General features: G+C 70.1%; 16 protein-coding genes. 3 read left to right on the forward strand and 13 right to left on the reverse strand.

Features of this window, described 5'->3' with window-relative positions; genetic code table 11:
- From HW566_RS05005 to HW566_RS05030, 6 genes are read right to left on the reverse strand one after another with little or no spacing between them, the layout of a single operon-like run.
- Complete coding sequence (locus tag HW566_RS05005; RefSeq protein ID WP_178010938.1) at positions 1 to 408, reverse strand: MaoC/PaaZ C-terminal domain-containing protein; 408 nt, start codon at positions 406 to 408, stop codon at positions 1 to 3.
- Positions 405 to 854, reverse strand: coding sequence for an FAS1-like dehydratase domain-containing protein (locus tag HW566_RS05010; RefSeq protein ID WP_178010940.1), 450 nt, complete (start codon positions 852 to 854; stop codon positions 405 to 407). The genes HW566_RS05005 and HW566_RS05010 overlap by 4 nt, the downstream gene beginning before the upstream one ends.
- Before the next feature lie 9 nt (positions 855 to 863).
- The gene (locus HW566_RS05015) at positions 864 to 1,709 is read right to left on the reverse strand and encodes a sulfite exporter TauE/SafE family protein (RefSeq protein ID WP_178014692.1); all 846 of its coding nucleotides are present in this window, start codon (positions 1,707 to 1,709) and stop codon (positions 864 to 866) included.
- Positions 1,709 to 2,527, reverse strand: a complete 819-nt coding sequence (locus HW566_RS05020) for a DUF2510 domain-containing protein (protein WP_218621650.1) — start codon at positions 2,525 to 2,527, stop codon at positions 1,709 to 1,711. Before HW566_RS05020 ends, HW566_RS05015 begins: the two co-directional genes overlap by 1 nt.
- A gap of 44 nt (positions 2,528 to 2,571) precedes the next feature.
- Entirely contained in the window at positions 2,572 to 4,623 is a 2,052-nt protein-coding gene (locus HW566_RS05025) for an ABC transporter ATP-binding protein (protein ID WP_178010944.1), read from the reverse strand.
- On the reverse strand, positions 4,620 to 6,347 hold the full coding sequence (locus tag HW566_RS05030; protein WP_178010946.1) for an ABC transporter ATP-binding protein: 1,728 nt from the start codon (positions 6,345 to 6,347) through the stop codon (positions 4,620 to 4,622). Before HW566_RS05030 ends, HW566_RS05025 begins: the two co-directional genes overlap by 4 nt.
- A gap of 139 nt (positions 6,348 to 6,486) precedes the next feature.
- Between HW566_RS05030 and HW566_RS05035 the strand changes: the two genes are divergently transcribed.
- Positions 6,487 to 7,182 (forward strand): GTP pyrophosphokinase, encoded by a 696-nt coding sequence (locus HW566_RS05035; protein WP_178010948.1) that lies wholly within the window; start codon positions 6,487 to 6,489, stop codon positions 7,180 to 7,182.
- Positions 7,183 to 7,209: 27 nt separating this feature from the next.
- On the opposite strand, the gene HW566_RS05040 is transcribed toward HW566_RS05035, so the two are convergent.
- From HW566_RS05040 to HW566_RS05065, 6 genes are all read right to left on the reverse strand, one after another.
- Complete coding sequence (locus HW566_RS05040) at positions 7,210 to 7,632, reverse strand: organic hydroperoxide resistance protein (RefSeq protein WP_178010949.1); 423 nt, start codon at positions 7,630 to 7,632, stop codon at positions 7,210 to 7,212.
- The gene (locus HW566_RS05045) at positions 7,629 to 8,120 is read right to left on the reverse strand and encodes a MarR family winged helix-turn-helix transcriptional regulator (RefSeq protein ID WP_256728873.1); all 492 of its coding nucleotides are present in this window, start codon (positions 8,118 to 8,120) and stop codon (positions 7,629 to 7,631) included. The genes HW566_RS05040 and HW566_RS05045 overlap by 4 nt, the downstream gene beginning before the upstream one ends.
- An 86-nt stretch (positions 8,121 to 8,206) precedes the next feature.
- Positions 8,207 to 9,103, reverse strand: coding sequence for an SDR family oxidoreductase (locus tag HW566_RS05050; RefSeq protein WP_178010951.1), 897 nt, complete (start codon positions 9,101 to 9,103; stop codon positions 8,207 to 8,209).
- A 41-nt stretch (positions 9,104 to 9,144) separates the two neighbouring features.
- Positions 9,145 to 10,029: an SMP-30/gluconolactonase/LRE family protein gene (locus tag HW566_RS05055; protein WP_256728874.1), complete on the reverse strand. Its 885-nt coding sequence runs from the start codon at positions 10,027 to 10,029 to the stop codon at positions 9,145 to 9,147.
- The gene (locus HW566_RS05060; protein WP_178010955.1) at positions 10,019 to 11,809 is read right to left on the reverse strand and encodes a glycoside hydrolase family 15 protein; all 1,791 of its coding nucleotides are present in this window, start codon (positions 11,807 to 11,809) and stop codon (positions 10,019 to 10,021) included. Before HW566_RS05060 ends, HW566_RS05055 begins: the two co-directional genes overlap by 11 nt.
- Positions 11,806 to 12,165 (reverse strand): sugar ABC transporter ATPase, encoded by a 360-nt coding sequence (locus HW566_RS05065; RefSeq protein WP_178010956.1) that lies wholly within the window; start codon positions 12,163 to 12,165, stop codon positions 11,806 to 11,808. The genes HW566_RS05060 and HW566_RS05065 overlap by 4 nt, the downstream gene beginning before the upstream one ends.
- Before the next feature lie 176 nt (positions 12,166 to 12,341).
- On the opposite strand from HW566_RS05065, the gene HW566_RS05070 reads away from it, so the two are divergent.
- Both HW566_RS05070 and HW566_RS05075 read left to right on the forward strand, forming a co-directional pair.
- The gene (locus HW566_RS05070; protein ID WP_256728875.1) at positions 12,342 to 13,265 is read left to right on the forward strand and encodes a DUF368 domain-containing protein; all 924 of its coding nucleotides are present in this window, start codon (positions 12,342 to 12,344) and stop codon (positions 13,263 to 13,265) included.
- Positions 13,266 to 13,330: 65 nt separating this feature from the next.
- Entirely contained in the window at positions 13,331 to 14,647 is a 1,317-nt protein-coding gene (locus HW566_RS05075) for a cytochrome P450 (protein ID WP_178014698.1), read from the forward strand.
- Positions 14,648 to 15,216: 569 nt separating this feature from the next.
- Here the strand turns inward: HW566_RS05075 and HW566_RS05080 are convergent.
- Entirely contained in the window at positions 15,217 to 16,116 is a 900-nt protein-coding gene (locus HW566_RS05080; protein ID WP_178010958.1) for a dihydrodipicolinate synthase family protein, read from the reverse strand.
- Positions 16,117 to 16,120: the final 4 nt, after the last annotated feature.

The following is a 16,120-nucleotide window of genomic DNA, read 5'->3' on the forward strand; positions in this document are numbered from 1 at the left end:
TCACGCGGCGGTGCGCACGCGCACCTGCGCCTTGCCCAGCACCACCGTGTCGCCGTAGCTCACGGTGAGGTCGATGCGCGTGGTGTCGTCGTCGGCCGCGCCGACCTTCGCGACGACGGTGACCGTGGCACCCGTCTCGGCGTCGACGACGACGGGGCGGGTGAATCGCACCCCGTACTCGACGATGCGGCCGCTGTCGCCGAGCCACTCGACGATGGTCTCGACGGCGAGCCCCATCGTGAGCATGCCGTGGGCGAGGACGCCGGGGAGCCCGACGCGCGTCGCGACGTCGTCGCGGTAGTGGATGGGATTGAAGTCTCCCGATGCTCCGGCGTAGCGCACGAGCGATTCGCGCGTGAGTTCGACCGTGCGCTGGGCGACGACCGTTCCGATCTCGATCGCGCTCATGCGTCCTCCCCTCCGACCAGCAGAACCGAGATGGCCGTGACGACGTGCGCCCCGTCGGCGTCGGTGATGTCCGCCTCGCTGGTGACCATGGCTCCCTTGCCGAAGGCTCGGACGCCGGTCACCGTCAGCGTCGCCGACAGCTCGTCTCCGGCGACGATCGGGCGGGTGTAGCGGAAGCGCTGTTCGGCGTGCACGGTGCGTTCGAGCACGATGCCCGAGTCGGGCTCGGCGAGCAGCTGCTGCAGCGTGAGGTCTTGGATCACCATCGCGAAGGTGGGCGGGGCGACCACGTCGGCGTAGCCCAGCGCACGCGCCGCCTCGGGGTCGGTGTGCTGCGGATCGGTCGCGAAGACGGCGCGCGCGAAGTCGCGCACCTTCTCGCGGCCCACGAGGTAGGGGGCGGTGGGCGCGAAGGCGCGCTCGACCAGCTCAGGGTTCACGGACACCGTCCGATTCTACCGGCGACCCCGCTGCGGCTTCGGCGCACGGGTCGCCGCCCGCTCGGCGCGCTGCGCGCGGTGCACCCGGATCGCCCGGAACGCCATCTGCCCGCCGATGAATGTGAGGAAGACGGCGAAGAGGATGTTGGCGGTGAGCGGATTCAGCAGCGTCGCGATCCACGCACCGAGCGCGGTGGTCGTGCACGCGGCGAGCCCGACCACGAGCGCAGCGAGGAGGTCGACGTTGCGCCGCCGCGCGTTGCCGATCGTGCCCGAGATGGCGGTGGGGATCATCATGAGCAGCGACGTCCCCTTCGCGACGAGGTCGCTCGTTCCGAAGAGGAACATCAATGCCGGTACGACGATGACCCCGCCGCCGACGCCGAGCAGACCCGCCATGATGCCGGTGAACAGTCCGAGGCCACCCAGTCCGATGCCCACCGGCCAGCTGAGCTCGAGCGCCGCATCCCGCGACGGCACGACGATGAACAGCATGACCACCACGACCAGGAGGAAGCCGACGAACCCCCAGCGGAGAGCGTTCTGCGGGATCTTCGCGAGCAGCCAGCTGCCGATCTGCGCGCCGATGACGGCGCCGACGGCCAGGATGACGGCGGGGATCCACGCCACCGATCCCGTCATCGCATAGGAGATGACGCCGACGGATGCCGTGGGCACGATGGCGGCGAGCGACGTGCCCGCGGCGAGCCGCTGGTCGAAGCCGAGCAGCAGTACCAGCATCGGCACGATGACGGTGCCGCCACCGACCCCGAACAGCCCCGAGAGCAGACCGGCGCCGAGGCCGATCGCGGCGCAGGCGAGGTAGAAGCGGGGAGTGCGTCGCACCCTTTCGGCGTGCATCACTGCGGCGACTCGACGAAGTCGTCGATGAGCCAGCCCGAACCGCCGGGAACGAGCGTGTAGGAGTAGGAGAAGCTGCCGGGCACCGGGTTCTCGAGCGGCAGGCCCGACTCGTCGCGCACCTGCACGAAGCTCTCGACCGTGTCGACGGTGATCGTGTCGCCGTCGCGAGAGGTCGAGACGATCGCGACCTCGTACTCGTCGACCGTCTCGTTGAACGCCGTGGCCTCGCGGTCGAAATCGGCGCAGTCGGTGTAGCCGTAGGTGGTGAGGTACTCCGGTGTGAGCGTCGACTGGTAGGCCGCGCAGTCGATGTCGTCCCACGCGTCGTCGTAGGCGTCGACGACGTCCTCGGCGGCGCGGGCGTCCGCATCCTGCGACGTGCCCGCGTCCGGACGTCCGCCGGTCGGGTCGAGCAGGCCCACGACGAACCGCGGGATGAAGACCGCGGCGAGGATGATCAGTCCGACGATCACCGCGCCCAGGGCGACGAACAGGATCCACAGCTTCGACTTCTTGCGCGGCGCCTCGCTCGGAGCATCACCGCCGTGCTGCCAGGGTGCGGTGTTCGAGGGCACGGGGATCTGCGGGACGGCGTTGGTCGGGGTAGCGGTGTCGGTCGACGCGGCGAACTGCCGGCTCTCGGCGATCGACGCCGCCGTGGGCTCGGGCACCGCAGGCTGCTCGGGCACCGCAGGCTGCTCGGGCACCGCAGGCTGCTCGGGCACATGGGTGTGCTCGGTCCACTGGGCACCGTCCCACCAGCGGAGTGCGCCGTGACCGTCGTCGTACCACCCGGGGGGCGTCGAAGTGCTCAACTCTTCCTCATTCCGCATCGGGCGGGCTGCCGCCGCACATCACCCTATCCGTCGGTCGCGAGAGCATCGGTGGAGGTCGCCGATGCTGATGCATCGTCCCCCGCGTCATCGCCGGCTGCGCGTTCGAACTGCGAGCGGTACAAGCGCCAGTACGCACCGCGTGCGCCGATGAGCTCGTCGTGCGATCCCTTCTCGACGATGTCGCCGTGCTCCATCACCAGGATGAGGTCGGCGTCTCGGATCGTCGAGAGCCGGTGCGCGATCACGAACGACGTCCGCCCTTCGCGCAGCGCCGACATCGCCTGCTGCAGCAGCAGCTCCGTGCGGGTGTCGACCGAGCTGGTCGCCTCGTCGAGGATCAGGACGGCGGGCTGTGCGACGAAGGCCCGTGCGATCGTGATGAGCTGCTTCTCGCCCGCCGAGACGTTCGCGGCATCCTCGTCGAGCACGGTGTCGTAGCCCTCGGGCAGGGAGTGCACGAAGCGGTCGACCCGGGTGGCGACGGCGGCGTCGACGATCTCTTGATCGGTGGCGCTCTGGCGGCCGTACCGGATGTTCTCGCGGATCGTTCCCGCGAACAGCCACGGGTCCTGCAGCACCATGCCGGTGCGCGATCGCACGTCGTCGCGGGAGAGGGCGGCGATGTCCTGCCCATCGAGCAGGATGCGTCCGCCGTCGAGCTCGTAGAACCGCATCAGCAGGTTGACGAGCGTCGTCTTGCCCGCGCCGGTCGGGCCGACGATGGCCACCGTCTGACCCGGTTCGACGCGGAACGACAGATCCCGGATCAGAGGCTTGTCGGACGAGTAGGCGAAGCGCACGTGTTCGAACTCGATGACGCCCCGACCGTCGGTCGTCGCTCGCGCGTCGGGGTCGTCGGGATCCTGCTCGTTCTCGTCGAGCAGCTCGAAGACCCGCTCGGCCGATGCGGTGCCCGACTGCACGACGGCGGCCATGCCGCCCAGCTCCGAGAGCGGCTGGGTGAACTGCTGCGAGTACTGGATGAACGCCTGCACGTCACCGAGTCGGAGCTGACCGGAGGCGACCATGAGACCGCCGAGCACGGCGATGCCGACGTAGGTGAGGTTTCCGATGAACATCATCCCGGGCATGATGAGGCCCGACAGGAACTGGGCCTTGAACGCGGCCTCGAACAGCTCGTCGTTCTCGGCCTCGAACTTTTCGCGTGCGTCGCGCTCGCGGCCGTAGACGCGCACGAGAGCATGACCCGAGAACGACTCCTCGACGCGGGCGTTCAGCCGGCCGACCTTGCGCCATTGCAGGGCGAAGGCCTTCTGCGAGCGCGGCCCGATGACGCCGAAGATGACGGCCATGAGCGGCAGCGAGACGAGGGCCACGAGCGCGAGCTGCCACGAGATCGAGAACATCATGAACAGCACGCCGACGACCGTGAGCACGCTCGTCAGGGCGGTCGAGAGCGACTGCTGCATCGTCTGGGTGATGTTGTCGATGTCGTTCGTCACGCGCGAGATCAGCTCGCCGCGCTGCACGCGGTCGAAGTACGACAGCGGCAGGCGGTTGATCTTCGCCTCGACCGACTCGCGCAGGCGCCACATCGTGCGCACCATGATGATGTTGATCACGAAGCCCTGCAGCCAGGTGAGGATCGCCGAGCCGACGTAGATCGCGAGCACGGTCACGACGACCCACTTGAGCCGGTCGAAGTCGACGCCGGCGCCGACCTGGAAGTTCTGCATCGCGCCGACGATGTTGGCGATGTCCGTCTGGCCCGCGGCGTTGAGCGCGGCGACGACGTCCTCCTGGCTCGTGCCGGCCGGGAACTGCCCGGCCAGGTTCGCCGACACGATCCCCTCGAAGATGAGGTTCGTCGCGTCGCCGAGGACGCGCGGGGCGAGCACGGCGAGCAGGACTCCCACCGCGCCGAGCACCGTCATGAGCGCGAACACGGCGGCGTACGGGCGGAGCAGGCCGATCATGCGCACGAAGCTCGGTCCGAACTTCGCGGCCTTGCCGGGGGCGACGCTGTCCCAATCGCCCGAATTCTGGCGCGCCTGCTCGGCGAGCTCGAGTTCGAGCCGCTCGTCGTCGGTCAGGTTCTTCTCGGAGCCGCTCATGCGTCCACCCCCAACTGCGACTCGACGATCTCGCGATAGGTCGTGTTCGTTGCCAGCAGTTCGTCGTGCGTGCCGAGCCCGGCCACCCGGCCGTCGTCGAGGACGAGGATGCGGTCGGCGCCGGTCACGGTGGAGATGCGTTGCGCGACGACGATCTTCGTGACGTCGGGCAGCTCTCGCCAGAGCGCCTCGCGAAGCCGCGCGTCCGTGGACAGGTCGAGCGCCGAGAACGAGTCGTCGAAGACGAGCACGTCGGGCCGCCGCACGATCGCGCGCGCGATCGCGAGCCGTTGCCGCTGACCGCCGGAGACGTTCGTCCCGCCCTGCGCGATGCGCGCCTCGAGCCCGCCCTCCATCTCTGAGACGAAATCGCGGCCCTGGGCGATCTCCAATGCCCGCCACAGCTCGTCGTCGGTGGCGTCCTCGCGACCGAACCTGAGATTGGAGGCGACCGTCCCGGTGAACAGGAACGCCCGCTGCGGCACGTAGCCGATACCCGCCCACAGCAGATCCAGGTCCGCCTGCCGGACGTCTACACCGGCGACGCGGACGGAACCTCCGGTGACGTCGAACAGCCGCGGCACCAGCGAGACCAGCGTCGTCTTCCCCGACCCGGTCGACCCGACCACGGCGACCGTCTCACCGGGGGCGGCACGGAACGAGATGCCCTCGAGCACCGGCGAGTCGGCCCCCGGATAGGTGAACGACACGTCGTCGAACTCGACGGCACCGGGCTCGGGGAACGTCTCCACCGGAGCGGCCGGGCGCTCGAGCGCGTCGTGCGACGCCAGCACCTCGCCGATGCGATCGGCCGACACGGCGGCGCGCGGGATCATGATCGTCATGAAGGTCGCCATGAGCACGCCCATGAGGATCTGGCCGACGTACTGCATGAAGGCGAAGAGCGTGCCGATCTGCACACTGCCCTGATCGACCTGGATGCCGCCGAACCAGATGACACCGACCACGGTGACGTTCAGCACGAGCATCGCGAGCGGGAACATCAGCACGAAGAGCGAGCCGACCTTGCGCCCGACGATCATGATGTCGGTGTTCGCGCCGCGGAAGCGCTCCTCCTCGATGCGCTCGCGCACGAACGCGCGGACCACCCGCACGCCCGTCAGCTGCTCGCGCATGATGCGGTTGACGTTGTCGAGCCGTGTCTGGAAGATGCGGAAGAGCGGAACCATGCGGCTGATGATGATGCCGGCGATCACGAGCAGCAGCGGCACGGCCACGCCGATGAGCCAGCTCAGCCCGACGTCCTGCTGCAGCGCCATGATGATGCCGCCGATCGCCAGCATCGGGGCGGTGACGAGCATCGTCGCCCCCATCATCGCCAGCATCTGCACCTGCTGCACGTCGTTGGTGTTGCGCGTGATCAGGGTTCCGGGACCGAAGCGCGAGACCTCGCGCTCGGAGAAGCCGCTCACCTTCTCGAAGACGTCGCGGCGGATGTCGCGTCCCGCGGCCATCGCGGCGCGGGCGGCGCACAGTGTGGCGATGACGGCCGCGATGATCTGGCCGAGCGCGATGAGCAGCATGACCCCGCCGCGCGACCAGATGTAGGCGGTATCGCCCTGGGCGACGCCGTTGTCGATGATGTCGGCGTTCAGGCGGGGAAGGTAGAGCGAGGCCATCGCCGAGGCGAACTGGAACACCAGAACACCCAGGAGCAGCCACCGGTAGGTGCGCAGATAGCGGATCAGGAGCTTGCCGAGCATGGGTCTCCCTGGGCGAGGCGGACGGACGGTTCATGGTAGCGCCGGGCGCCGACACGCACGCGGCGCGGCCGTTGCGCCACCGGCGAACGACCGCCGGGCTCACAGCGCGCGCCGATCAGACCTCGGTACCGTCGAGCTCATGACGACCGGCAGCGCCGTGCCCCCGCTCTCGATCACCGACGGACTGCAGAACTTCTCGCCGCAGGAGCTGCGGAGCCTCCGCGACGAGTTCCAGCAGTTCCTGCTCGAGTACCGCTTCGGGATGCAGGAGATCGAGACGAAGCTGCAGATCCTGCGCGACGAGTTCCAGCAGCTGCACGACTACAACCCCATCGAGCACCTCTCGAGCCGGCTGAAGTCGCCCGACAGCATCGTGGAGAAGGTGGTGCGCAAGGGTGTGGAACCGGAGTTCCCCGCCATCCGCGAGAGCATCACCGACATCGCGGGCGTGCGCGTGACGTGCAGCTTCGTGCAGGACGCCTATCGACTGTTCGACCTGCTCACCGCCCAGGACGACATCCAGGTGCGCCTCGTGAAGGACTACATCGCCGAGCCGAAGCCCAACGGCTACAAGAGCCTCCACGCGATCGTCGAAGTGCCGGTGTTCCTCTCGACGGGGCGGCTGATGGTGCCCGTCGAGGTGCAGTTCCGCACGATCGCGATGGACTTCTGGGCCAGCCTCGAGCACAAGATCTATTACAAGTACGCGGCGAACGTGCCGGCCGAGCTGCTCGCGGAACTCAAGGATGCCGCCGACACGGCCTCCGAGCTCGACGCGAAGATGGAGCGGTTGCACCGCGAGGTCCGCCACCGCCCGCGAGTGGTGCGCATCTGAGCGCACCACTCGCGGCGGCGCCGGGGGTCAGTCCTCCGAGACGGTGATCTCCACCGGGATGTTGCCCCGGGTGGCGTTGGAGTACGGGCACACCTGGTGTGCGGCATCCGCCAGCTCCTGTGCGAGCGCGCGCTCGACGCCCGGCAGCACGACCTCCAGGACCACCGAGAGCGAGAAGCCACCGGCATCCGTGGGGTGGATCTGCACCTGGCCGCCGACGGCGGAGTCGGTCACGTCGACCTTCTTCGAGCGGGCCACCATCTGCAGGGCGGAGTGGAAGCAGGCGGCGTAGCCGGCGGCGAAGAGCTGCTCGGGGTTGGATCCGTTGCCGGACCCGCCCATCTCCTTCGGGATCGCCATCTCGAGGTCGACGCGTCCGTCGGTGCTGCGGACGTGGCCGTTGCGGCCCGCTCCGGTCGACAGTGCTTCAGCGGTGTAGAGGGCGCTCATGCGTGCTCCTTCTCTCTTTCGGGGGTGGTCGTGTCCGCGGCGGCGGATGCCGACCGCGCACCGGCGGCGGTGTCGCGCATGCCGTCGGCGAGTTCGGTGAGGGCTGCGATGAGGGCCCGGGCTCCGTCGACGGTCACGCCCATGCCCTGCGCGATGCAGCCGGGGACGTGGGCGAGCTCCGCGCGCAGGTCGCGGCCGCGCGAGGTCAGCGAGACCGAGACGACCCGTTCGTCCTCTCTCGTCCGCGTGCGCTCGACCAGCCCGTCCCGGGTCATCCGGCGCAGCAGCGGCGACAGGGTGCCCGAGTCGAGGTCGAGGGCGTCGCCGAGCTCGCGGACGCTTCGGTCGTCGCGGCTCCACAGCAGCACGAGCACGAGGTACTGCGGATAGGTCAGCCCGTGCGGCTCGAGCAGCGTGGCGTAGGCCTTCGTCGTCGCGCGCGATGCCGCGTACATCGAGAAGCAGACCATGTGCTCCGTGGGTTCCATGCTTGCATCGTACACAACCTAGTTGTGCACAACCTATCGATCGGGAGAACGGCGCCCGTCGTTGCCGACGGGCGCCGTCCGACGCGTCACGGCGTGGGCATGCCGCCGTTGACGTTGAGGGTCTCCCCCGCGACGTAGCTCGACTCCGCCGACGCGAGGTACACGTAGGCCGGGGCGAGCTCGGCGGGCTGGCCCATGCGTCCGAGCGGCGTCTGCTCGCCGAAGCTCTCGAGCTTGTCCTGCGGCTGTCCGCCGCTCGGCTGCAGCGGTGTCCAGATCGGGCCGGGTGCGACGGCGTTGACGCGGATGCCCTTCGGCGCCAGCTGCTGCGCGAGCCCCTTGGTGAACGCGTTGATCGTCGCCTTGGTCGAGGCGTAGTCGACCAGCGTCTCCGACGGCGAGTACGCCTGGATCGAGGTCGTGTTGATGATCGTCGCACCGGCGGGCAGGTGCGGCAGTGCCGCCTTGGTGATCCAGAACATCGCGTACACGTTCGTCTTGAACGTGTCGTCGAACTGCTCGTCCGTGATGTCGGCGAGCGACTCCTGGGCGATCTGCTTGCCGCCGTTGTTGACGAGGATGTCGATGCCGCCGAGCGCCGACACCGTGTCGGCGACCAGTGAACGGCAGTACTCGGGGTCGCGCAGATCCCCCGGGAGAGTCGCCACGGTCACGCCGGCGTCCTTCAGGATGCCGGCGATCCGCTGCGCATCCTGCTCCTCTGCGGGGAGGTACGAGATCGCCACATCCGCACCCTCGCGCGCGAACGCGATAGCGGTGGCCGCGCCGATGCCCGAGTCACCGCCCGTGATGAGCGCCTTGCGGCCGGTGAGACGCCCGCTGCCGCGGTAGCTCTCCTCGCCGAGGTCCGCCTTGGGCGTCATCTCGGCATCGAGGCCCGGCTCGTCCATCTCCTGCTTCTCGGGTTCGATGTCCGAGTAGAGCTCGGCGGGGTTGACGAAGGTGTACTGGTCGCGGGACATGATGTCTCCTTCCGGTCGGTCTTTCGTGGACGGTCGTGCGGTCAGGGGGTGGATGCGACGCCGAAGGTGTGGACGCCGCGTCCGCCGATCGGGTGGTCGAGACGGAAGATGCCGCCCGAGAGCGGATGCCGCTGCAGCTGCTCCTCGGTGAGGTTCTCCCGGGCCGACCCGACGAGGAGGGTGCGGAGGTCGGGGCCGACGAAGGCCACCGAGGTGATGTTGGGGGCGGGCATCGCGGTCTCGTCGACGATCTCGCCCGCGGTGTTCCAGTGCGCGACCGCTCCCTCGCCGTACAGCCCGTTCGCGAACGATCCGTCGGCCGCCATCGTCAGCCCGTCGCTCGCGCGGCCGACGAGGAACGGTTCGAGCTCGCCGAGCTCGCCATCGGGCCCGTAAGGCGCGCGATACACCGTCGAGGTGCCGGTGTCGGTGAGGTACATGGTGCGGCCGTCGTCGGACCACTCCATCCCGTTGGCGACCGCGAACCCTCCGCTGATCACGCGGACCGCACCGTCGCCGTCGACCGACCAGACCGTCGCGTCGGCGTCGTCGGTGGTCAGCTCCATGCCGCCGACGACGAACCGGCCGAAGGGATCGACCTTGCCCTCGTTCAGGCGCATGCCGTCGTGGCGATGCGGCAGAGTCGCCAGCTCCCGCTCGATGCGGCCGTGCTCGTCGAGGAGCACGACGCGATCCTTCAGAGCCGCGACGTACCCGCCGCCCGCCGCCGGCTGCACGGCCGACAGGGGCGGGGGCAGCTCGACGATCCGGTCGTCGCTGCCGTCCACGGCGCCGTCGAGCGGTCCGCGGTGCAACAGGCCGGCGGTGATGTCGACCCAGACCACCTCGTCGCTGCGCGCGTCCCACCAGATGCTCTCGACGAGCACCGCACGGGTGTCGCGGAACACCGTGACCTCACTTGCCACGGAGAGCCTCCTCGGGAACGACATCGCGGATGGTGAGCACCGTGGCGATGAAGGCCAGGTGGCTGAGCGCCTGCGGGGTGTTGCCCCACGCGGAGCCGTCGGCGGCGTCGATCATCTCGGCGTAGATGCCCACGTCGTTGGCGTGGGAGACGAGCTGATCGACGAGGTCGAGCGCCTCGTCGTGGCGTCCGACGCAGGCGAGGGCCTCGGCGCGCCAGAACGCGCAGGCCACGAAGGTCTTCTCCTCCGCGGCCACACCGCTGTAGCGGTAGAGCAGCGGACCCGCACCCAGCTCGGCGCTGAGGGCGTCGATCGTCGACGACATGCGTTCCCCCCGGTCGAAACCCGTCGGGGCGTGGAGCAGGACGGAGGCATCGAGCTCCTCCGACCCGGCGAAGAAGGTGTACGCACGCAGTTCGGGAGACCAGCAGTTCTCCTCGATCCAGAGCCGGATGCGCTCGCGCTCGGCCTTCCACCGGTCGGCGCTGCCGGGGATCGCTCCGCTCTCGGCGAGCGCGACCGCGTCGTCGAGAGCCTTCCAGCACCCCATCTTCGACGACGTGTAGTGGCGCTCCTCCGGAAGCTCCCACATGCCCGAGTCGGGGTTGCGCCACAGGTCGCAGGTGCGATCGGCCACGCCGGCGAGCATGCGCGCCGTGCCGATGTCGAGCACGTTCCCGGCGTCGACATAGGTGCGGCAGATCGCCATGAGGTCGCCGTAGACGCCCAGCTGGAGCTGCTCGCGGGCCGGGTTCCCGGTCACCACCGGGCCGATGTCGCGCCATCCGGGCACGTGGTACTCCTGCGCATCGGGAACGAGCTCGCCGCCCAGCGTGTACATGACGTGCAGTTCGGGTCCGTGATCACGGATCGTGCGCAGCATCCACGACAGCGCGGCGTGCGTCTCCTCACGCAGGCCGAAGCGGACGAGGGCGTGCGCGGTGTAGGCGAGGTCGCGCACCCAGGCGTAGCGGTAGTCCCAGTTCTTGCCGCCCTCGGGGTTCTCGGGCAACGACGTGGTGGCCGCCGCGGCGATCGCTCCGGTGGGGCTGAAGATGAGGAGCTTGAGGGCGAGGGCGCTGCGCTGCATGCGCTCGGCCCAGGGACCGTCGTATGAGAAGACCTCCGACCAGTGCCGCCAGTTGCCGATCGTCCGGTCGATGCCGATGTCGACCTTGCGCGGGTCCGGGAGGTGCAGGGGCTCGTCGTGCGTCGCGGCCAGCGCGATGAGGTGCCGCGAGCCCGGCCGCGTCGTGAACGACCCGGTCAGCCGCGGGCCGCTCGTGCCGTCCGGGTCGGGCGCGTCGGGGCCGTGCTCGAAGCCGACGACGACCATCGCCGTCTTCCCGCTGCGGATCACGTCGCCGTGCTGGGTCCGCTCGATCCACGGGGCTGCCGTCCGCAGCGATGTTCCCGGGTGGATGCGCCAGGCCATCGGCACCGTGCCCGCGACCCCGTCGATGCGGCGGGCGAGCTCTGCCCACGGCATCCGTCCGGCGACCCCCGACACCATCGCGTCGGTGACCAGGACCGAGCCGGTCGCGGTGGTGAAGGTCGTCTCGAGGACGTTGGTGTCGGGGATGTAGCGCCGTGACGTCTCGAAGTCGTCGACGGGCGCGAGCTCGAGGCATCCGCCCGTCTCGTCGTCGAGGAGCCGGGCGAAGACCGGCGTGCTCGTCAGGTCGGGAAGCGGCAGCCAGTCGATGCTGCCGCCGAGCCCGATCAACGCGACCGTGCGACCGTCTCCGATCGGCGCGTACGACTCGATGCCGCCGGTCACAGCCCCTCGTCGGTGATGTCGCCCTCGCCGTCCTCGCCCAGCTCGGCGATGATCGGATCGTCGCCTTGCGTCTCGGGCTGAACGCCGGTGGCAGGCAGATCCTCGACGGGGATCTCGTCGTCGTTCGAGGGCAGGTGCGCCGGGTCGTCGCTGGTGGCCGTGGCCGTGTCGAGCTCGGCCGGGTCGACGCCCGCGTCGAGCGCATCGTCGATGGCCTCCGTGCGATCCCACTCCTGCTGCGCGGGGTCGAGCGAGGGGTCCGCTTCGCTCGTCGCGTCTCCGTCGCGGAGAGGCTGGACGCCCACGTCCTCGGCAGCGGCGGGGCGGGCGAGGTCGTCGTTGAATGCGTTGGACATGACTCCACGATCGGGGCCGGGACCGAATCCGTCGAGGCACTTGCGACAGGCCGGGACGCGAGGTAACGCGTGGACGTCGTCTCGTCGCCGGCCGCATCCAGGGGTCGAATCCAGCGGTCGCACCGGAAGCGGCCGGTACCCTGGAGCACTCCGCCCCTTTCCCTCGGAGGTTCCGCGTGCCCGTCACCCGAATGCTGTTCGATGCCGGCCGCGGCGCCTTGATCGGAACCGCGGAGATCATCCCGGGAGTCAGCGGCGGCACCGTCGCGTTGATCGTAGGGGTCTACGAGACGCTCATCGCATCGGCCGGCCACCTGGCTCGCGGGATCGCCTACGCGATCGTCGACGGCGTGCGCGGTCGCGGGATGGCGCGGGCCGGCCGCGAGTTCGCCGCTGTGCGCTGGGCGGTCATCCTGCCCGTGGGCGTCGGGATGGTCGCGGCCGTCGTGGTGGCGTCGGCGCTGCTCGCGCCCATCGTCGAGGCCGAGCCGGTCGCCTCGCGCGCGCTGTTCTGCGGCCTCATCCTCGCGTCGCTCGTCGTGCCGATCCGCATGGTCGGCGGGCGCTGGCGGCCCCGCGAGTACGGTCTCGCCGCGCTCGGCGTCGCGGTCGGCTTCGCCCTGACCAGCCTGCCGCAGGTCGATCCTCTCGAACCACCGTTGCCGGTGGTCGCCCTGGCCGCCGCCTTCGCCGTGTGCGCGCTCGTCGTGCCCGGCGTCTCGGGGTCGTTCCTGCTGCTGGCCGTCGGCATGTACGCCCCGACGCTGGCGGCGGTCAATGAGCGCGACTTGGTGTATCTCGGCGTGTTCGTCCTCGGCGCGTTGGTGGGCCTGGGGCTGTTCGTCTCGGTGCTGCAGTGGCTTCTGGCCCACCGGCGCCGCGTCATGCTCGCGACCATGACCGGGCTCATGATCGGGTCCCTGCGGGCGCTCTGGCCGTGGCAGGAGGCCGGCGTCGTGCAGGCCCCCGGGGCCGATCTGGTGCCCGTCCTGCTGCTCGTCGCACTGGGAGCCGCGGCAGTGGGAGGCGTGCTGCTCATCGAGTCGGCCGTGCTCCGGCGCGCCGCCCGTCGATTGGATGCCGGCGACGCCGACGGCTAGCACAGCGGCCGGCGATGCGCCTCCCCCTGGGGTCCGCGGGCACGGCGTGTGAGCGTGAGGGGATGATGGCCTCGATCACCGCCGCCGCCCGGACGCTGCGAGACGACTCGCCCCACCTGCTGCTGCGCGGCTACGGGTTCGGCAAGCGGATCTGGAGGCGGGTGCCGGCGGGCGCCCGGTCGGCTCCGATGGGGCTGCTCGGCGACCCGACGGTGTTCGTGCGGGGGGCGGAGGGCGTCGAGCTGTTCTACGACGAGAGCCGCATCCGTCGTCACGGCGCGATGCCGGGGATCGTGCAGGAGACGCTCTTCGGGCACGGGTCCGTGCACAGCCTCGACGGCGAGGAGCACCGCCACCGCAAGGCGACGTTCCTGACCGTGGCGTACGAAGACGAACAGGTGGAGCGGTTGCGGCCGCTGCTGGCCGCGGAATGGCGGGCGGAGCTCGACGACTGGCTGAGCGGTGGCGAGCGATCCGCCTACGACGCCGCCGTGGGCGCCTTCGGTCGAGCGGTCATGCGCTGGGCGGGCCTGCCCGGAACCCCCGCGGCGAAGACCCGCTGGGCCGCACGCCTCGCCCAGATCGTGGACGGATTCGGTGTGCCCTACTCCCCCGAGTACGCACTCGCGTGGCTGAACCGGTCATGGTCGGATCGGCACGCACAGCGCCTCATCGAAGCGGTGCGCGACGGCGACCTCGATGCCCCCGAGGGAGCGGCGCTGCGCGCGTGGACCTGGCACCGGGACCGGTCGGGCGTGCTGCTGTCGGCGCGCCTCGCCGGCATCGAGCTGCAGAACAGCATGCGTCCGATGATCGCGGTGGCACGATTCGTCGCATTCGCGGCGAAGGAACTGCACGAGCGGCCGGAATGGCGCGAGCGCATCGCTGCGGAATCCGCCGACCGCGGCACGCTCGACGGCGGGCCGCTCGCGGTCGCGTTCGCACAGGAGATCCGGCGCACGGCCCCGTTCGTGCCCATGCTGCCCGCCCGCGCGGTGGCCGATGTCGAGCTCGACGGCCAGCGCGTGCAGGCGGGTGGTCGCGTGGTGCTCGACATCCTCGGCACGAACCTCGATGAACGGTCGTGGGAGCGCCCGGACTCGTTCGCCCCCGAGCGCTTCGTCGGCGTCGAGGACTACGAGGCGCTGACGGCCTTCGTGCCGCACGGCGGCGCGGACGTCGCGACCGGGCACCGCTGCCCGGGCGAGAAGCTCGCGATCGCGGGCCTCGCGACCGCCGTCACGGTCCTGAGCGACCCCGGCGTGACCATCCTCGGCGACGGGCTCGACGTCGACCTCCGGCGGCTGCCCACCAAGCCCGCTTCCGGCGGCCGCGTGCAGAAGACCGGTGAGGGCGCGCGCTGCCCGTTCCACCGCCGCTGATGGTGCGACCCGCCGCCGCGGCGTGCCGCCGTGTCCCCCGAAGAGCCGACTCGACGGCGGCGCCGCCCGGCCGTAGCGTCGAAGCAGAACGTCGACGGTCTCCCCCGGATCGCAGAACGCCCCGCATCCTCGGATGCCGGGGCGTTCTTGTCGTCGGGTCGCGCACGTCGGGTCTGCGCGCGTGTCTTCCGGCCGCGCGTCATCCGATCGGATGAAATCTCGAGCCCAAGGTCGTGCTGCGCGGGGCCGGAGACGGTGCTCGGGAGATCTCGTTTACGCAGCCTGACCGGGGCTTTATCTCGTCCCGCCACCCGAACGCGACCGTGTCGCGCCTGTGCCATGCGCGGCATGATGGTCCCGTCGGGCGCGATCCGGCGCTGCTGGGGAGCAGGGCGGGCCTGCTCGACCCCACGGCCGCGAGCACAATCCTCGCTCGCGCCCGGCCTGCGCCCGGGGCTCTGGAGGGGCCCCGGGCGCCCTCCTGGCCTGTGCGAGCTCAGCCCGCGCGTTCTCCGGCGAAAGGCTCGGTGGACCGATCATGGCTCACCGAGGTCGACGATGGGCCGGACTCAGCGGCCGCCCGCCGCGATGGCGTCGGCACCGGCCAGGAGCTGCGACATCGCTGCCGCATCGACATCCCGCGGCTGCCACCGACCACCGAGGCCCCAGCCCAGCCCGGCACGCTGCTCGACGAGCTCTTTCGCCGAGGCAGGGTAGGTCGGACCCATCGAACGTTCGACGTGATCGAGCGCCGTCTGCAGCTCGCGTGCTCGCGCCGTCGCACCGTTCTCGACGATCCACTGCACGTGCTCCGGGTAAACGTTGACGATCCAGCCCGAAAGACCCGACACCCCCACCTCGAGCGACTCCACGAGCGACTCGATTCCCGCGTTGAACACCTTGAGCGGAGTTCCGTCGGAGGCCGCGACACGTTCGGCCATCGTCGCGATGTCGTGGCTCGTCTCCTTGAAGAACGTGAAGCGACCCGTGCTCGCCAGCTGCGAGACGGCTGCCGTGCTCAGAATCCGATGGTACGGAAGCGGGCACTCGTACACGCCGAAGCTCACCTCGGGTGCCGCCGCCAACGCGGCGTCGATCTTGTCCCACAGCGCCGATTCCGGGTCGGATTCGGCGAGGAGCACCGAGGCGATGAGCACGACGACGTCGACGCCGGTCTCAGCCAGACGTGCGGTAGCGGCCGCCACGGCCTCGGCGTCGCCGAACTCGACGACGGAGGCGAGCACCGGCACACGTCCCGCGGCCCGCTGCACGACCCTACGAGCGACATCCAAGCGCTCCGGTTCGGACAGCTCGAACATCTCACCCGAGAGGGCGACGGGGAACAGCCCCGCGGCTCCCCGGTCGATGAGCCAGTCCGTGAAGCGGTCCAGCCCGTCGACATCCACCACACCGTCATCGGTGAACGGTGTGAGCATGACCGGGTAGGCGCCGTCGGGCAGTGTGGACATGATT

This window comes from Microbacterium oleivorans (assembly GCF_013389665.1).
Lineage (GTDB): Bacteria > Actinomycetota > Actinomycetes > Actinomycetales > Microbacteriaceae > Microbacterium > Microbacterium oleivorans_C.